Source organism: Tenacibaculum crassostreae, from assembly GCF_964512405.1.
Lineage (GTDB): Bacteria > Bacteroidota > Bacteroidia > Flavobacteriales > Flavobacteriaceae > Polaribacter > Polaribacter crassostreae.
Genome location: NZ_CAZELE010000007.1, coordinates 131665 through 148553, shown reverse-complemented (window position 1 = coordinate 148553; position 16889 = coordinate 131665). Strand labels below are relative to the sequence as shown.

At 32.9% G+C, this 16889-nt stretch carries 16 protein-coding genes; 9 read left to right on the top strand and 7 right to left on the bottom strand.

The genetic code is table 11. From position 1 onward, the window contains the following. Positions 1-5: 5 nt before the first annotated feature. Positions 6-4379: a DNA polymerase III subunit alpha gene (gene dnaE / locus ACKTST_RS10930; RefSeq protein ID WP_408047781.1), complete on the bottom strand. Its 4374-nt coding sequence runs from the start codon at positions 4377-4379 to the stop codon at positions 6-8. Between the two features lie 236 nt (positions 4380-4615). Here dnaE and ACKTST_RS10925 point away from each other — a divergent pair, with 236 nt between their 5' ends. The 3 genes from ACKTST_RS10925 to rimM all read left to right on the top strand — a co-directional run bounded on the left by ACKTST_RS10925 (position 4616) and on the right by rimM (position 6025). Further along, the gene (locus tag ACKTST_RS10925; RefSeq protein WP_086031585.1) at positions 4616-4807 is read left to right on the top strand and encodes a cold-shock protein; all 192 of its coding nucleotides are present in this window, start codon (positions 4616-4618) and stop codon (positions 4805-4807) included. Positions 4808-4979: 172 nt separating this feature from the next. Continuing rightward, positions 4980-5480: a 30S ribosomal protein S16 gene (locus tag ACKTST_RS10920; protein WP_408047780.1), complete on the top strand. Its 501-nt coding sequence runs from the start codon at positions 4980-4982 to the stop codon at positions 5478-5480. A 17-nt stretch (positions 5481-5497) separates the two neighbouring features. Further along, complete coding sequence (gene rimM / locus ACKTST_RS10915; RefSeq protein WP_408048089.1) at positions 5498-6025, top strand: ribosome maturation factor RimM; 528 nt, start codon at positions 5498-5500, stop codon at positions 6023-6025. Between the two features lie 67 nt (positions 6026-6092). Here rimM and ACKTST_RS10910 read toward each other — a convergent pair whose 3' ends face one another. Beyond that, complete coding sequence (locus ACKTST_RS10910; protein ID WP_408047779.1) at positions 6093-6596, bottom strand: GNAT family N-acetyltransferase; 504 nt, start codon at positions 6594-6596, stop codon at positions 6093-6095. Between the two features lie 51 nt (positions 6597-6647). On the opposite strand from ACKTST_RS10910, the gene ACKTST_RS10905 reads away from it, so the two are divergent. Both ACKTST_RS10905 and ACKTST_RS10900 read left to right on the top strand, forming a co-directional pair. Beyond that, positions 6648-7238, top strand: a complete 591-nt coding sequence (locus ACKTST_RS10905; protein WP_408047778.1) for a PhnA domain-containing protein — start codon at positions 6648-6650, stop codon at positions 7236-7238. Between the two features lie 109 nt (positions 7239-7347). After that, positions 7348-7605 carry a hypothetical protein gene (locus tag ACKTST_RS10900; protein WP_408047777.1) on the top strand — a complete coding sequence of 86 codons (258 nt, stop codon included), beginning with the start codon at positions 7348-7350 and terminating at the stop codon, positions 7603-7605. Positions 7606-7643: 38 nt separating this feature from the next. Here ACKTST_RS10900 and ACKTST_RS10895 read toward each other — a convergent pair whose 3' ends face one another. Further along, positions 7644-8699, bottom strand: coding sequence for a nucleoid-associated protein (locus ACKTST_RS10895; protein WP_408047776.1), 1056 nt, complete (start codon positions 8697-8699; stop codon positions 7644-7646). A 33-nt stretch (positions 8700-8732) separates the two neighbouring features. Then, complete coding sequence (locus ACKTST_RS10890) at positions 8733-9332, bottom strand: ribonuclease HII (protein ID WP_408047775.1); 600 nt, start codon at positions 9330-9332, stop codon at positions 8733-8735. A 103-nt stretch (positions 9333-9435) separates the two neighbouring features. Between ACKTST_RS10890 and ACKTST_RS10885 the strand changes: the two genes are divergently transcribed. Both ACKTST_RS10885 and ACKTST_RS10880 read left to right on the top strand, forming a co-directional pair. Next, positions 9436-11364 (top strand): putative porin, encoded by a 1929-nt coding sequence (locus ACKTST_RS10885; RefSeq protein ID WP_408047774.1) that lies wholly within the window; start codon positions 9436-9438, stop codon positions 11362-11364. Between the two features lie 272 nt (positions 11365-11636). Beyond that, positions 11637-11891 carry a hypothetical protein gene (locus ACKTST_RS10880; protein ID WP_408047773.1) on the top strand — a complete coding sequence of 85 codons (255 nt, stop codon included), beginning with the start codon at positions 11637-11639 and terminating at the stop codon, positions 11889-11891. Here the strand turns inward: ACKTST_RS10880 and ACKTST_RS10875 are convergent. Together ACKTST_RS10875 and ACKTST_RS10870 are read right to left on the bottom strand one after the other, a co-directional pair. Next, entirely contained in the window at positions 11842-12312 is a 471-nt protein-coding gene (locus ACKTST_RS10875; RefSeq protein ID WP_408047772.1) for a GNAT family N-acetyltransferase, read from the bottom strand. The genes ACKTST_RS10880 and ACKTST_RS10875 overlap by 50 nt on opposite strands. 18 nt (positions 12313-12330) lie before the next feature. Continuing rightward, a complete protein-coding gene (locus ACKTST_RS10870; protein WP_408047771.1) occupies positions 12331-13797 on the bottom strand; it encodes a Na+/H+ antiporter NhaC family protein in 1467 nt (488 codons plus the stop codon). Positions 13798-13877: 80 nt separating this feature from the next. Between ACKTST_RS10870 and ACKTST_RS10865 the strand changes: the two genes are divergently transcribed. Further along, entirely contained in the window at positions 13878-14900 is a 1023-nt protein-coding gene (locus ACKTST_RS10865; RefSeq protein WP_408047770.1) for a metal-dependent hydrolase, read from the top strand. A gap of 156 nt (positions 14901-15056) precedes the next feature. Here ACKTST_RS10865 and ACKTST_RS10860 read toward each other — a convergent pair whose 3' ends face one another. Beyond that, on the bottom strand, positions 15057-16256 hold the full coding sequence (locus tag ACKTST_RS10860) for an aminotransferase class I/II-fold pyridoxal phosphate-dependent enzyme (protein ID WP_408047769.1): 1200 nt from the start codon (positions 16254-16256) through the stop codon (positions 15057-15059). Positions 16257-16420: 164 nt separating this feature from the next. On the opposite strand from ACKTST_RS10860, the gene ACKTST_RS10855 reads away from it, so the two are divergent. Next, on the top strand, positions 16421-16879 hold the full coding sequence (locus ACKTST_RS10855; RefSeq protein WP_408047768.1) for an Lrp/AsnC family transcriptional regulator: 459 nt from the start codon (positions 16421-16423) through the stop codon (positions 16877-16879). Positions 16880-16889 lie beyond the last annotated feature (10 nt).

Sequence of the window (16889 nt, the reverse complement as noted above, 5' to 3'; positions counted from 1 at the left end):
AAAAGTTAATTCAATTTATAATTGATAAACTGCTCATCTAAAGCTTTTAAAAATTCACTAGACACCTTTATTTTAGTGGATCTACTAGGCAAGTTTAACTCTATTTTTTCTTCAGAATCCCAAATAGTAAAATATAAACTTTGCGAACCTTTGTTAGTAGCAAAAAGGTGCTGCAATTCTTTAATAGTGTTTTCTTTTACCTCTTGCAACGGAATTTTAATAGTTAATTTTTTACACATTTTATCCATGATATCATGTAGTAATAAAAACTCATTAAAGCCAATTCTAGGTTCGCCTTTAACGCCTTCTTTGTTTGTCCATCCAGGTTTAATGGTAGTTTTGATAAACAAGAAAGAATTCGGAACTAAAAAGTGCTTAAATTTTAAATAATCTTCCCCAAAAATTCTAAACTCATAACTATCGTTGTAATCTTCCATTATAAAAGAAGCCCATCCTTTTCCAGCTTTTGAAACTCGGTGTTGCACATCGGTAACAATTCCTGCAAACGATAAACCTAAACCTTCGTATTGCGCAATATTTTTAAAATGTGCTAAGGTAGCGTTACAGAAGTTCATTTCGTTTTTAAAATCATCTAAAGGATGCGCAGAAATATACATTCCTACTACTTCTTTTTCGCGGGCTAACAACTCCATAGTTCCCCAAGTGTCGCATACTGGAACTTGAGGTTCTGGTAAATCAACTTCTGAAGCTTCTCCAAATAAAGAAACTTGAGAAGAATTTTGATTCTCTTGATATTTATTTCCGAAACGGATAGCTTTTTCTAAAAAAGTTTGCCCTTTCTCATCTTTTACATAGTATTGAGCACGGTGTGTATTGGTAAATGAATCAAATCCGCCTGCCAAAACCAAACCTTCAAAAGCTTTTTTGTTGGCTACACGTAAATCTACACGTTTGGCTACATCAAAAACAGAAGAATAATGCCCGTTTTCTTTACGTTCATCAATAATAGCTCTTACTGCTGATCCTCCTACACCTTTAATCGCCGCCATACCAAAACGAACAGCGCCGTCTTTGTTTACCGAGAATTTTGCATACGATTCGTTTACATCAGGTCCGAGTACTTGCAACCCCATTCGTTTACATTCTTCCATAAAAAACGAAACAGACTTAATGTCGTTCATATTGTTGGATAGTACTGCAGCCATATATTCAGCAGGGTAGTGGGCTTTTAAATAAGCAGTTTGATATGCAATCCACGCATAACAAGTAGAGTGCGATTTGTTAAAAGCGTAGGATGCAAACGCTTCCCAGTCTTTCCAAATTTTTTCTAAAGCTTTTTCATCGTGTCCGTTAGCTTTTGCTTGATTTACAAACTTAGGCTTCATTTTAGCAAGTACCGCAGCTTGTTTTTTACCCATGGCTTTACGTAATACATCGGCTTCACCTTTGGTAAAATCAGCTAGTTTTTGCGAAAGTAACATTACTTGCTCCTGATATACTGTAATTCCGTAAGTTTCAGCTAAGTATTCTTCCATAGCAGGAAGATCGTATTGAATTTCTTCATCACCATGTTTTCTTCGGATAAAGGAAGGAATATATTCTAAAGGACCTGGTCTGTACAAGGCGTTCATGGCAATTAAATCGGCAAAAACTGTTGGTTTTAATTCACGCATGTATTTTTGCATCCCAGGAGATTCGTATTGGAAAATCCCTACGGTTTCTCCACGTTGGAATAATGCATAGGTTTCTTCATCATCAATAGGAAAACTCTCAGGATCAAGTTCTACTCCGTGACGTGCTTTTACAATTTTTACGGTATCTTTAATTAGGGTTAAGGTTTTTAACCCTAAGAAATCCATTTTTAATAATCCAGCACTTTCTACTACCGAGTTGTCAAACTGGGTAACGTACATGTCGGAATCTTTGGCAACCGATACAGGTACGAATTTGGTAATATCATCAGGAGTAATAATTACTCCACAGGCGTGAATCCCCGTGTTACGAACCGAACCTTCTAAAATTCGAGCTTTGTTAATGGTTTCTGCTTCTAATCCGTTTCCGTCTGCGATGGCTTTAAGTTCATTTACCATTTCAATTTCTTCAGAACGAAGTTTTTCTTTTAACCCTTTCTCATCTAGAGAAAAGATTTTTTTCAATTTCATTCCAGGAATCAATTTGGCAATTCTATCAGCTTCAAAAAGTGGTAAATCTAATACACGAGCAGTATCACGAACCGATGATTTTGCTGCCATTGTACCATAAGTAATAATTTGCGCTACTTGATTAGCTCCGTATTTTTGAATTACATAATCCATTACTCGCCCTCGCCCTTCATCATCAAAATCGATATCAATATCGGGCATGGATACACGCTCAGGGTTTAAGAAACGCTCAAAAAGTAGGTCGTATTTTATCGGGTCAATATTGGTAATCCATAAACAATAGGCAACTACTGAACCTGCTGCAGAACCACGACCTGGACCTACAGAAACGTTCATGTTACGAGCTTCTCTAATAAAATCTTCAACAATAAGGAAGTATCCTGGGTATCCTGTTTTTGCAATTACATCGAGCTCAAAATCTAAACGTTCTCGGACATCATCGGTAATTTCACCGTATCGTTTTTTTGCTCCTTCGTAGGTTAAGTGACGTAAAAAATTATTTTCTCCGCGTTTACCTCCATCTTCCAAATCTTTCTCATCTCTAAATTCTTCAGGAATATCAAAAGCAGGTAATAATACATCACGAGCTAAACCAAAAGGCTCAACTTTATCTACAATTTCTTGAATGTTAATAATGGCTTCGGGTAAATCGGCAAAGAGTTTTTTCATCTCTACAGTCGATTTAAAATAGTACTCGTCGTTAGGCAATCCGTAGCGATACCCTCTTCCTCGACCTTTAGGAGTTGCTTGTTTTTCACCATCTTTAACACACAATAAAATATCGTGTGCGTTGGCATCTCCTTTATCTAAATAAAAAGTGTTGTTGGTAGCAACTATTTTTATGTTGTGTTTTTTTGAAAACTCTAAAAGAGTTTTGTTTACCACTCTTTCATCCTCTTGTCCGTGGCGCATTAATTCGATATACAAATCGTCTCCGAATTGCTCTTTCCACCAAAGTAAAGCTTCTTCAGCTTGCGTTTCACCTACATTTAATATTTTACTAGGAACTTCTCCGTATAAATTTCCTGTGAGAACAATAATGTCTTCTTTGTATTGCTCAACTATTTTTTTATCAATTCTAGGAACGTAATAAAAACCATCAACAAAAGCGATTGAAGACATTTTTGCTAGGTTATGGTACCCGTTTTTGTTTTTGGCAAGTAGTACAACTTGGTATCCGTTATCTTTTTGATTTTTATTGGTGTGGTCTTCACAAATATTAAATTCACAACCCACTATAGGTTTTAAAATACTTTGCGTAGGTGCTTCACCTTTTTCAATAGCTTCTTGATTGGCAGCTTCCGCAGCTTTGTTGTGTCCCAACACTGCTTGCACGAAATGAAATGCAGCCATCATGTTTCCAGTATCGGTCATAGCTACTGCCGACATATTGTCTTTAGCTGCAGCATTTACAATATTGCCAATTTGAATGGTAGATTGTAAAATAGAGTACTGTGTATGATTGTGTAAATGTGCAAATTGAACACCTTCAAGTTCAGCTAAGCCTTCTGCAGTAGAAATAGTGGTAGCTTCTTCTGTTTCTGAAGATTTTCTTTTGCGAATTTTTTCACTTTCCTTTTTTAAGTTTAAGTGAGTAAGTCCGATTACCTGAATCGGATTTGGGTTAGCCTCTGTATATCGTTTGAAATAATCTGAAGGAACATCTAACTGTTCTTCGGTATACTGGCGTAAACGTATTAACTCTAAGAAACATCGTGTAGTTGCCTCTACATCGGCTGTTGCATTGTGAGCTTCACCAAAACCTGTTCCGAATAAATGATTGTGTAACTCTGTAAGAGTTGGTAACTTAAATTTTCCACCACGACCTCCAGGTATTTGACATAATTCGGCAGTGTGCTCAGTACAAGTGTCTAAAACAGGTAATTCGGTTAAGTTGTTTTCAACGCCCAAACGATGGAATTCACACCCCATAATATTCACATCGAATCCAACATTTTGCCCAACAATAAATTTCGTTTTTTGTAAAGCGTTATTGAACAATTCAAGTCCTTCACTTAGTTGAATACCTTGTTCTTCTGCTAAATCTGTAGAAATACCATGAATACGTTCAGCATCGTACGGAATGTTAAATCCGTCAGGTTGAATTAAGAAATCATTATGTTCAACAAGATTTCCTAATTCATCATGTAATTGCCATGCAATTTGTATGGCTCTTGGCCAGTTGTCGGTATCGGTTATTGGAGCGTTCCAGCTTTTTGGTAATCCAGTAGTTTCGGTATCGAAAATTAAAAACATGGGCAAAAATTACTTGAAGTGTTTTTGATTGAAAACAAAGTGTAAAAATACGAAGAATTTAGCTTGATGTTGTTAGAAGTTATCAACGAGTTTTTAAAGTATGATAAAAGCTTGAATAACTGATGTTAACTAAAATGAAGTGTTATGAATAGGTTAAATTTAAAATAAATATGATAAAAAGTGATTGACAATCAATTAATAAGATTACATTTGCACTTTAATATAATTTTTTTACAATGAAAGAAGGAACAGTAAAGTTCTTCAATGAGTCTAAAGGTTTTGGATTCATTACAGAGTCAGGGTCAAACACAGAACATTTTGTACACGTATCAGGTTTAATCGATGAGATTAGAGAAGGTGATACTGTTGAGTTTGAACTTAAAGAAGGAAGAAAAGGATTAAACGCAGTTAGCGTTAGAGTATTATAATATACCTCAGTAATTTATTTTTCTTAAGAGCCTGTTAAACAGGCTCTTTTTTGTTGTAATAAAATTATTTTTTAATGATTAAATAAAAAAGATTTTATAAATTTGCGCCCACTTATCACGAGATGGTAAGATTTATTAATAATCAAGGTCGCGAACCTTAAAAATTAAAATTATGCCTGTAAAAATTAGATTACAAAGACACGGTAAAAAAGGAAAACCATTTTATTGGGTAGTAGCTGCTGATTCTAGAGCTAAAAGAGACGGACGTTTCTTAGAGAAAATCGGAACGTACAACCCTAACACAAACCCTGCAACTATCGATTTAGATGTTGATGGGGCTGTAAAGTGGTTACAAAATGGTGCTCAACCAACTGATACTGCTAGAGCTATCTTATCTTACAAAGGAGCTTTATTAAAGAATCACTTAGCTGGTGGAGTAAAAAAAGGAGCTTTAACTGAAGAGCAAGCAGAAGCTAAATTTACTGCTTGGTTAGATGCAAAAGCTGCTAAAGTAGCTGGTAAAGTTGATGGTTTAGCAAAAGCTGAAGCAGAAGCTAAAGCAAAAGCTTTTGAAGCTGAAAAAGCTGTAAACGAAGCACGTATCGCTGCTGCTGTTCCTGCTGTTGATAGCGAGGACGCTGTTGCTGAAACAGGTGCTGATAGCGAAGAATAAAAACATGTAATGCGATGATGCAAAAAGAAGATTGCTTTTATCTTGGCAAAATCGTTAAAAAACATAGTTTTAAGGGTGAGGTAGTTATTAAGTTAGATACTGATGAACCCGATCTTTACGAAAATTTGGAATCAGTTTTTGTCGATTTAGGCAATAATCTGGTTCCTTTTTTTATTGAAAAATCTTCATTAAGTAAAGGTACTATGTTTAGAGTAAAGTTTGAAGATGTAGATACCGAAGCCGATGCCGAAGCTGTTTTGCGATCAGAAGTGTATTTGCCTTTAGACTTACTTCCTAAACTTTCAGGAAATAAGTTTTATTACCATGAAGTTATTGGTTTCAATGTAGTTGATGCTTCTTTTGGTGAAGTAGGAAAAGTTGTAAGTATTAACGATACTTCTGCACAACCTTTGTTTGAAATAGATAGAGAAGGTAAAGAAATTTTTATTCCGATGATTGATGACTTTATCAAAAAAGTGGATAGAGAAAATCAAACTATTGAGGTAGCAACTCCTGAAGGATTAATTGAATTATATTTAGGATAATAGATTTTAGATAACAAAAAAGCGGAAAGAATATTCTTTCCGCTTTTTTGTTTTAATTTTTATGACTTTAAAAAGTATATTCAAATACACAATCTTCTTCTCCCTCAAAAATTTCTTGCAGTCCTTTATAGTTAAATCCTAAGTTTTTAAGGAGTTTTTGTGAAGACTTGTTTTTGGGTAGGGTAAAAGCATACACTTTTTCTTGCTTAAAAGTAGTTCTTACATACTCTATAATTAATTGAGTGGCTTCTTTAGCGTACCCTTTTCCTCTTCCTTTAGGTAAAAAACCATAACCAATATCAATAAATTCCAGATTATCTCTTTGTAAAGCAGAAGAACAACCAATAGCTTGGTTAGTTTCTTTTAAAATTACTGTGAAAAAACCTAGTCCACCTAACTGTAAATTTTTTAGCAAGATATCTTTAAGGTAGATCTCTGTTTCTTCTACAGTTCGTAAACCTTTGTCGTTAATATTATCAATCCAATCAGGATCGTTAAACAATTCAAAATAAAAAGGAGCATCACTCACTTGAGCATCTCGTATAATTAGTCTTTCGCTTTCTAATAACATAGACTAAATATAAATTAAAAATGTACTTTTGCGAAGCAAAAAAACAAGAAAATGAGTTTACTACAAGAATTACAAGATAGAAGCGGAAATCAATGTGAATTATGTTCATCAAAAGAAAATTTATCAATTTATGAAGTACCACCAATTTCAACAGGTGGTGTTGATGGTAGTTTGTTGGCTTGTAGTGTTTGTGTAGAGCAAATTGAAAACCCAGAAGCTACCGATGCTAATCATTGGCGTTGTTTAAATGATAGTATGTGGAGTGAATTTAGAGCGGTAAAAGTAGTTGCATGGAGAATGTTACACCGCGTTAAAAAAGATGGTTGGTCGCAAGATTTACTAGATATGATGTATTTAGAAGACGAAGAATTGCGTTTTGCTGAAGCTACTGGTGATCATTTAGATGAAAGTGAAAAAATCATTCACCGTGATGTAAACGGAGCTATTTTACAAGCGGGAGATAATGTAGTGTTGATTAAAGATTTAAAAGTAAAAGGATCTAGTATGGTAGCTAAACAAGGAACAGCGGTACGTAGAATATCGTTAGATCCTGAAAATGCTAAATATATTGAAGGAAAAGTAGAAGGAACACAAATCGTAATTATTACCGATTATGTAAAGAAAATGAGTGAGAAAGAGTAAGTGAGTTTGAATTGCTATGATAAAACATTACAAAGAAAAACATTTACAAGCGACAAAGTATAAAATAGAAAATATTATTCGGCAACAGGACTTTATACTTAGACATAGAGTGAAAGTAGTTATTGCTGGTATAGTTTTTAGTTTTTGGGCTCCAACTTATAGATCAGGACATTATTCTTCAAACAAAGAGTCTATACTTGAGAAATCAGATTATTCTTATTTGAAATTGGTAATGCTTAGTGCATCGGTCTATATGATTTTTTGTATTCTATATCATTTCTCGAGTAGGTATCAAGATAAAAAGAAACTAAAAGAGTTAAGAGATTTAGAAAAAAGGTTAGAGAAAGAAATTTCAGAATTAGACTGATAAAAAAAGCGTCATTCCTAAGAATGACGCTTTTTTTATTATTTCTCGGCGTTATAATAAACCTTATAAAACTTCATTTTTTTCTCTTCGTCGTAACCTTGTTCTAAATATTCTGAAGAGGCATCAGGAGCGTCAACATCTATCTTAATTTGAATGTTGGTGTCGAGTTTAATTTCTGTTTTAAACTTACTTTTTTCCTTTTTTAAAACTGCATCTGAAACCTCAAAATTATTACGGATTAACACATCGTTTAATTTTTCGAAGTGTTTTTTATAATCTTCAAATAAATCTTTGTGCTTGTCTTCTTCAAAAATTTCGTCTTTAAAATTATGATAATCTACACTTTCGTGTTCCTTAAAATAATCAACAGTATTGGCTAAAAAAGTACTTTGTTCTTGTTTTCCGTATTCAGGTTTTATAACTTCTTCAGAAAACTCCTTGCACATTTCTAGGTAGTTCTGAGTGTGTAGATTGCGGTCGTCTGCATACTTTACATTTAAGAAATTCTTAATCCAGTACTGTGCGTCATAATTGTTATTGTCTACCGATAAAACCACTGTTCCTTCTCCGTCAGAAGAATTTAAAATTAAACAGCCTTTGTCCAGTTTTTTTGTTGAAATTCCTTTTTGAACCACTACATCAAAACTATCATCATCTAAATAGGTTTGAAAGAAATCTACTTTACTTTCAATTTTAAAAATTCCGACAGCTTCGGTTAATACATCTTTATATTCGATACCCTCAAAATATGCAACAATAACATCTCCTGCTTTAATGTTTGCGGAGTTTGATTGCTCATATAAATGATTAATCATGTTTTTTGAATGCTCAATGAAAACCTCTTTGCTTTCGTCTTCAAAAATATCAGAAGTGTATTTGTTGATTTCGTTTAAACGAACATCGGCATGATGATTAAAACGATAGCTTTGTGTAACCGAACCGAAAGGTTTTAATAAAAAAGGAAGCAATAATTCGTAGCTTTCCTCGTCAAAACGCACCAAATTTTCAGACAAAGCATTTTGTCCGCTATTATATTTGTTAGCAACTTTGTGGATAATACATTTACTGATTTCGGTACGTGTTCTTTTAATCATCTTCAAAAAAATTGGATGACAAAAATAGAAAAATTACAATTCTAATTTTAATTGTTCGGGTAACAATTTGAATGATTTTCGGTGATAAGGAGTCGCACCAAATTGACGAATGGCTTCTCGATGCTCTTTGGTTGGATATCCTTTGTTTTTTTTCCAGTTATACTGCGGAAATTCTTCATGGATTTTCTCCATATACTCATCCCTGTACGTTTTAGCTAACACAGATGCAGCTGCAATACTCATAAATTTAGCATCACCTTTTACAATAGTTTGATGTGGAACTTGTTGAAAAGGTTTGAACTTGTTTCCGTCAACAATTATAAATTCAGGATTTACGTTTAATTGATCAATTGAACGATGCATTCCTGTAATTGAGGCTTGCAAAACATTCAATTCATCCACCTCTTCTTGGTGAATAAAAGATACTCCAAAGGCTAAGGCGTGTTCTTCTATGTAAGGGCGTAATTCTTTACGTTTCTTTTCAGAAAGCTGTTTGGAATCGTTTAATAATTCATGCTGAAAATTGTCAGGTAAAATTACAGCTGCAGCTACAACGGGTCCGGATAAACAACCTCTGCCAGCTTCGTCGGTTCCTGCTTCTAAAGTATATCCGCTATAATTTAATTTCAACATGCTACAAATTAACAGTTTTCAAAGAAATTATTCATGATTTTTGTCGTTAAATTATTTTACTTTTGCTGTTATGAGGAATTTTTTTTTAGTGTTTTTTTGTTTGATGAGCGTTCAAGTTTTCTTTGCTCAGATAAGATCTATAGATAAAGGCTTGGGAAGAGGTAGAGGAGGATTTAATCAAAGTACAGATTCTTTGCCTGAAAATGAAATCAAAGTAAAACTAAGTGGAAAAACTAAGTACACTGATTATAAAATAATATCTCATAAAAACGACACAACGATTGTAGACACTACACTTACAATCCAAAAAGAGTACAAATTTAATTTTTTAAGAAAAGACAATTTTGAATTGTTAGCATTTCATAACCAAGGACAAACATTTAACAATTTAGCATACGATTTCACCACTATCTCTCGATTTCCAGATATTGGTTTTAGCTCGAAGTTTTTTAATTATTCAGCTATAGAAGATGTAAAATACTATCAAGTTCCTACACCTACTACAGAAATTATGTATCGCACTGGTTTGGAACAAGGTCAGGTTTTAGATGCATTTTTTACTGCAAATTTTTCAAAGAGATTTAATGTGGCTATTGGTTATAAAGGTATTCGTTCTTTAGGGAAATACAGACGTTCTTTAGCAAGTTCAGGGAATTTTAGGGTGAGTTTTCATTACGAAAGACCGAAAGGACAATATGCAATAAGAGGACATATAGCAAATCAAGATTTTTTGAATCAAGAAAGTGGAGGACTTACAGCAACTTCGTTACAAGCTTTTCTAAATGATGATCCTAACTTTAGTAAAAATAGAGAGCGAATGGATGTGAATTTGAATGATGCTGAAAATAACCTTGATGCAAAACGTATTTATTTTGAACATACATTTAAATTACTTTCATCAAAAGACACTACGAATCAAAAAGATTTTTCAAATCTAAAACTAGGTCATGCTTTTACCAGAGATTCTAAATCGTATCGATTTAAACAAAGTACAGTAACTACCGACTTTTTTGGAAAAGCAAACACATCTGGCGGAATTAATAACAAAACGGATTATTTGTTGTACAATAACCAACTGTTTTTAGACTTCAATTCAAAATATGTCTTAGGGAAATTTAGAGTAAAAACAGAGTTGTCTTCATATAGTTATGGATACGAGTACTTACAAAACAATACTGTTGGAATTACAAAAAACAAACTAAAAGGTGATGCCGTTTCTTTTGGTGCAGATTGGAATGGGCGTGTTGGAAACTTTCACGTAAATGCATCTGGGAGTTTAACTCCAGGTAGCGGTCGTTTATCAGGAAACTATATTTCAGGAGAAGCTTTTTATAAAAAAGATAGCGTGTTAACTGTTAAAGGTAGATTAGGTATCAGCAATAAATCACCTAATTTTAATTATCTATTGCACCAAAGTAGTTATGACGATTATAACTGGGAAAATAATTTTGAGCAAGTTGGTACGCGAACTTTAGGTGGAGATATCAACTCTAAATGGGGAAATGCTTCTTTAGATATTTCTAATATTAGCAATTACACATATTTTGATGAAAACGGAAAACCAAAACAATATTCAGGAGATGTGAATTATTTAAAAGCAAAAGTTTCTAAAGAGTTTACCTTCGGAAAGTTTGCTTTAGACAATACGCTGATGTATCAAAAAGTAGCAAACGGAGAAGAAGTTTTTAGAGTTCCTGAGTTTGTTACTCGTAATACGTTGTATTATACTGATGAGTGGTTTAAGGGAAAACCTTTGCTAGTGCAAATAGGTGCTACCTTTAAATATTTTTCTAAGTACAAGGCAAATGCTTATAATCCGTTATTAGCGGAGTTTACCATACAGAACGATACAGAAATTGGTTATCCGACGGTTGACTTGTTTTTTAACGCAAGAGTACGTAGAACGCGTATTTATTTTAAAGCAGATAATATTAGTTCGTTTGTGTTAGATAAAAATTATTTTTCTGCACCAAATTATCCGTACCGCGATTTTGTGATTCGTTTTGGTGTCGTATGGAATTGGTTTATTTAACCACAATATGTTTGTCTTTATTTTTCTTTATACAGCAATTCTAATAATATTTTGTATTTATCTTCTTTATCCTTGGAAGAAGATTAAACAATTTGTTTTTTTAAATGTTTTATTATTTGTTAGTTATACTATTCCCATAATTTATTTAGATGAGTATATTTGGGGAGAAGATCTTTTTGGTTTAGGAAAATTATTCAGACTGTTTCTAGTAATAATTATTCATGTAACCTTGTTGTTTATCTTCTCCTTAGTTAAAAATCCTCAATTAAGAAATGAAAAATCAAATTAAACACAACTGGAAGCTGTTTTTAATAGCGAGTTTAACTTTAGGGTTGGCGCCATTTAAACCACCTCATATTGTTGGTAAACTACAATGGATTGCTGGAGGAAATGCTTTTTCAGGAGAACACGCTATGCAATTTATGGATTGGTTTGATGTGTTTTTACACGGAACTCCTTGGTTACTTTTAATAATTTCTATTTTATTAAATCTTTCTTCATTATTGGTAAAAACCGATTCGGAATAGAACTTTCTTTTTTTCCTGTTGAAATAAATCCATGACTTTCATAAAATGCTTGCGCATTAGGGTCAGCTAATAAGGTCATAGCTTTTGCATTTAGCAAAATAGCTTTTTCAATAGCATGTGTTAATAATTGCTTACCAATTTTTTGACCAATTGAATCTGGATGTACAAATAGAAACTCTAACTCGATAGTGCTATTTTTGGGTTGGTTGAGAATGTAGAAGCCAACGATTTTGTTGTTTGAAATGAATTTAAACACCATCATTTCTTCAATCATTTTATGAGTTACCGTCAAATCTTCCGTCCAAGATTGAATTTGTTCTTCAGTATATCCCCAATACGCTTTAGAAATTAAAGCAATTTGTGTTAAATCTTGAACATCGTTTTTTGTAGCGGAAACAATCATAATAAAAAAACCTCTCAAAAAAGAGAGGTTGTTATGTTATTTTGAAGTTAGTTGTCTAATCTTAATTCTAAAAGCAGCGAATAACAAGGTTGTAAACGGACTTAAATAATTAAAGAACGCATACAGTGCATATTCTCCAACACCAACACCTAAAACTCCAGATTGGTATGCTCCACACGTATTCCAAGGAATTAAAACCGAAGTTACCGTACCAGAATCTTCTAAGGTTCTACTTAAATTTTCAGGAGCTAAGCCTTTGTCTTCATAAGCTTTTTTAAACATTTTACCAGGAATTACAATCGCTAAGTATTGATCGGATGCAATTGCATTTAATCCTAAACAGCTCACAACCGTACTTGCAAATAATCCAAATACAGAAGAAGCGATAGAAAGTAATGCTTTGGTAAGTTTAGCTAAAGCACCAATAGCGTCCATAACACCACCGAAAACCATGGCGCAAACAATTAAAAAGATAGTCCATAACATACCTTTCATTCCACCAGCACTAAATAATTCAGTCAATTTCTCATTGTCTGTTTTTACTTGAGTATCAGTAAAAATTGAATTAATAACTGATTGAAGTTTAGATTCTCCTAATCCTGCTAAAACATCACCTTGAAAAATAAAAGCAAAAACACCAGCTAAAACAACTCCTGTACCTAAGGCAACTAGAGGTTTTGTTTTTAGTAAAATCATTGCAATTACGACCACAGGAACAATAAATAAAAGTGGAGTAATATTAAAAGAGTTATCAATAGAATTTAATAAATTACTAATATCTGCACTACCAGTAGTATCAATAGTTGTACTTAAAATTGAGAATAAAACTAAAGTAACTAAAATTGTAGGTACCGTTGTATATGCCATGTATTTTATGTGGGTGAACAAGTCGGTTCCTGCCATGGCTGGCGCTAAGTTTGTAGTGTCTGAAAGCGGAGACATTTTATCGCCAAAATACGCTCCTGAAATTACAGCTCCAGCAATCATTCCTGTAGGTATTCCTAAAGCACTTCCAATTCCTACTAAAGCTATACCCACGGTTGCTGAGGTTGTCCAAGAGCTCCCCGTAGCAATAGATATAATTGCAGCAATTATAACCGAAGCAGGTAAAAATATTGCAGGACTTAATACTTGTAAACCGTAATATACCATGGCTGGAATAATTCCGCTTACTAACCAAGTTCCAGCTAAAGCACCTACCAAAAATAAAATCATAATAGGAACAAAAACACTTTTCCAGTTTTCCCAAACTTCAGCAACCATTCTTTGTACCGATACTTTATTGAAAAAACCAACACCTGCAGCAATTAAACCTCCAATTAATAAAATGTATTGATTTGAGTAGTCTCCTAACCAAGCACCATCAGCAAAGAAAATATTATAAGCTAATAAACCCATTAAGATGATTACAGGGGTTAAAGCTTCCCAAATATTCAACTCTTTATTGTCAATTATTTTTTGGTCTTCTATTTTTATTTCAGATAAGTTTTTATCGTCTTGCATGTGTAGTAATTTTTGGAGTGTAATGTTACGATTTTGAAAAGAATTACACAAATAGAATACGTTTACTACATTTGCTGCTTATGGATTCATTAACTCAAATTGTGTTAGGAGCTGCTTGTGGTGAAGTAGCTTTGGGAAAGAAAATAGGAAATAAAGCAATGCTTTTTGGGGCAATTGGTGGTACTATCCCCGATTTAGATGTTTTTGTGGGAAGTTGGCTCTACGGAAATGAGATAGATGCTATGTCTTTTCATCGAGGGTTTATGCACTCAATAGTTTTTGCTTTTTTAGGAGCTTTTGCTTTCGGTTATCTTTTTTTTAAACTCTATAATACAGGAAAACGGAAAGATACAACCACTCAAAAAGATTGGATTTGGTTATTTTTTCTATCCATTTTTACGCACCCAATTTTAGACAGTTTTACACCTTACGGAACACAATTGTTCTTGCCTTTTTCTGATTATAGAGTAGCGTTTAATACTATTTCAGTTGTTGATCCAATGTACACTGTTCCGTTTTTGCTATGTGTAATTATCGCTATGTTTTTCAATAGAAGAAATACTAAGAGAGGTAAGTGGAATAAAGCAGGAATTTATATTAGTTCTGCTTACATGTTGTTTACTATTGGAAATAAGTTGTATGTAGGCACGGTTTTTAAAAAATCATTTAAAAAATCGGATATTGATTATAGTCGATTTTCGGTACAACCTACGATATTTAATAATATTTTATGGTATGGAATTGCAGAAACTTCTAACAACTATAAAGTAGGTTTTTATTCGTTGTTAGATTCAAAAAATGAAGTAGATACGATTTTAACTATTCCAAAAAATCATGATTTAATTGATGTTAATCATCCAGATATTAAACGATTGGCTTGGTTTAGTAACCGATATTTCAATTTGGTTAGAATAGATTCAACAAAGGGAATAAAGTACAACGATTTACGATACCCGTTACTAAATGCAGAGGATGCTAGCTCATCAGTTTTTAGTTTCGATTTGAAAAAAGAAGGTGAACGTTGGGATATTCTTCCTTTTCAAGGAAAACCACCTTCAGAAAAAGATTTACAATTATTTTGGAAACGAATTAAAGGGAAATAAAAAAGATTGTCTAAAAATTCGTCATTCCGAATGAAGTGAAGGAATCTATAAAAATCAAGTTGTTAATTAATAAGATTACTTCGAAATAAAAATTTCTCGTAATGACATAAAAGGTTACTATTTAGACAATCTCTTTATTATTAATGAAAGTGAAGTTTATAAAACACCAACTTCTTTCATACAAGCTTTCATCATTTCATAAGTACGCTCAATATCATTATCTAACCCGATAGAAAAACGGATTAAACCGTCAGTTAATCCCATTTCAGCTTGTTCATCTAATGGAATTTCTGAAGAGGTTGACGTACCCGGTGCAGAGAATAACGTTTTATAAAAACCTAAACTTACAGCTAAATATCCTAAGTTACGCTCTTGCATTAATTCCATTAAAGCATTTGCTTTATCTAAAGAACCAGCATCAATAGTTAACATTCCGCCAAAGCCATATTCTTCATTCATCATCGATTTAAAAACTTCATGGGAAGGATGTGATTGTAAACCAGGATATACAGTTTTTAATCCGTCAGCTTCAAATTTTTCAGCTAAAAAAGCAGCGTTTTTACTGTGTTGCTTCATGCGAATATGTAAGGTTCTCATATTCTTTAAGATTGAAGAAGAACGTAAAGAATCCATTGAAGCACCTAATAACATGCTCGCCCCATCAATTACACTTTTTTGAGAGTTGATAAAATCAGCAGAAGCACAAACTACACCACCCATAGTGTCAGATGATCCGTTAATAAACTTTGTTAAACTATGTATAACCACATCGGCTCCTAATTGAGCTGGAGAAATTGATAATGGAGAAAATGTGTTATCAACAACTAATTTCAAGTTATGTTTTTTAGCTAAATCAGCTAAAGCTCTAATATCTGCAACTTCTAATAATGGATTACTTACGGTTTCACAATAAATCATTTTAGTGTTTTTGTTTATTGAGGCTTCAACTACATCTAGTTTTGTGATATCAACAAAAGAAGTTTCAATCCCCATTCTAGGAGTGAAGTTTTTTAAGAAAGCATAAGTTCCTCCATAAATAGTTCTACTTGATACAATATGATCTCCATTTCCACAAATTTGTAAAATAGTAGGTGTAATTGCTCCCATTCCAGAACCAGCTACGTTAGCAGTTTCTGTTCCTTCCATAGCAGCTAATGCTTGACCTAAATATAGGTTAGAAGGAGAGGTATGACGAGAATATAAATAACATCCATCTGTATTACCTTCGAAAGTATCAAACATTGTTTTTGCTGATAAGAAAGTGTAGGTAGAAGAATCAGAAATTGACGGGTTAACACCACCAAATTCTCCAAAATATTGTAAGTCTTGAATATTGTCTGCAGGTTTAAAATCCATAATAAAAGTGTTTAGTTGTTTTTAAGACTATAAAAAACATGTTTATTTGATTAAAAATCAACAATAATTTTTATTTATAGATATTTTTTCTTTAAAATGAATTATTTTTAGATTTTGAAATTAAATTCTTAGATATAGGTCTTTTTAAAACGTAATTTTTTCAGATGAAACTTGATACTATTGATAAAAAACTAATCACTTTACTACAAAAAGATAGTAAGCAAACCACAAAACAATTGTCTTTACAGCTTGGGTTATCGGTAACTGCTGTTTATGAAAGAATTAAAAAACTTGAAAAAGAAAAGGTTATTACTCAGTATGTAGCATTAATAAATAAGAACAAAGTAGGAAAGTCATTTTTGGTTTTTTGCCATATCAAATTAGAAAAGCATACCAAAGAATATATTTCAGTTTTTGAAAGAGAAATTGAAAAATTACAAGAAGTTACCGAATGTTTTCATGTAAGTGGAGATTACGATTATATTTTAAAAATATATGTAAAAGACATGGATGAATATCGTGAGTTTATGGTAAACAAGCTTACCGCATTAAAACACATTGGAAGCACACACAGTATTTTTACCATTGGTGAAGTAAAGAATTCGAATACTATCGTTTTATAAAAAAAAAGTG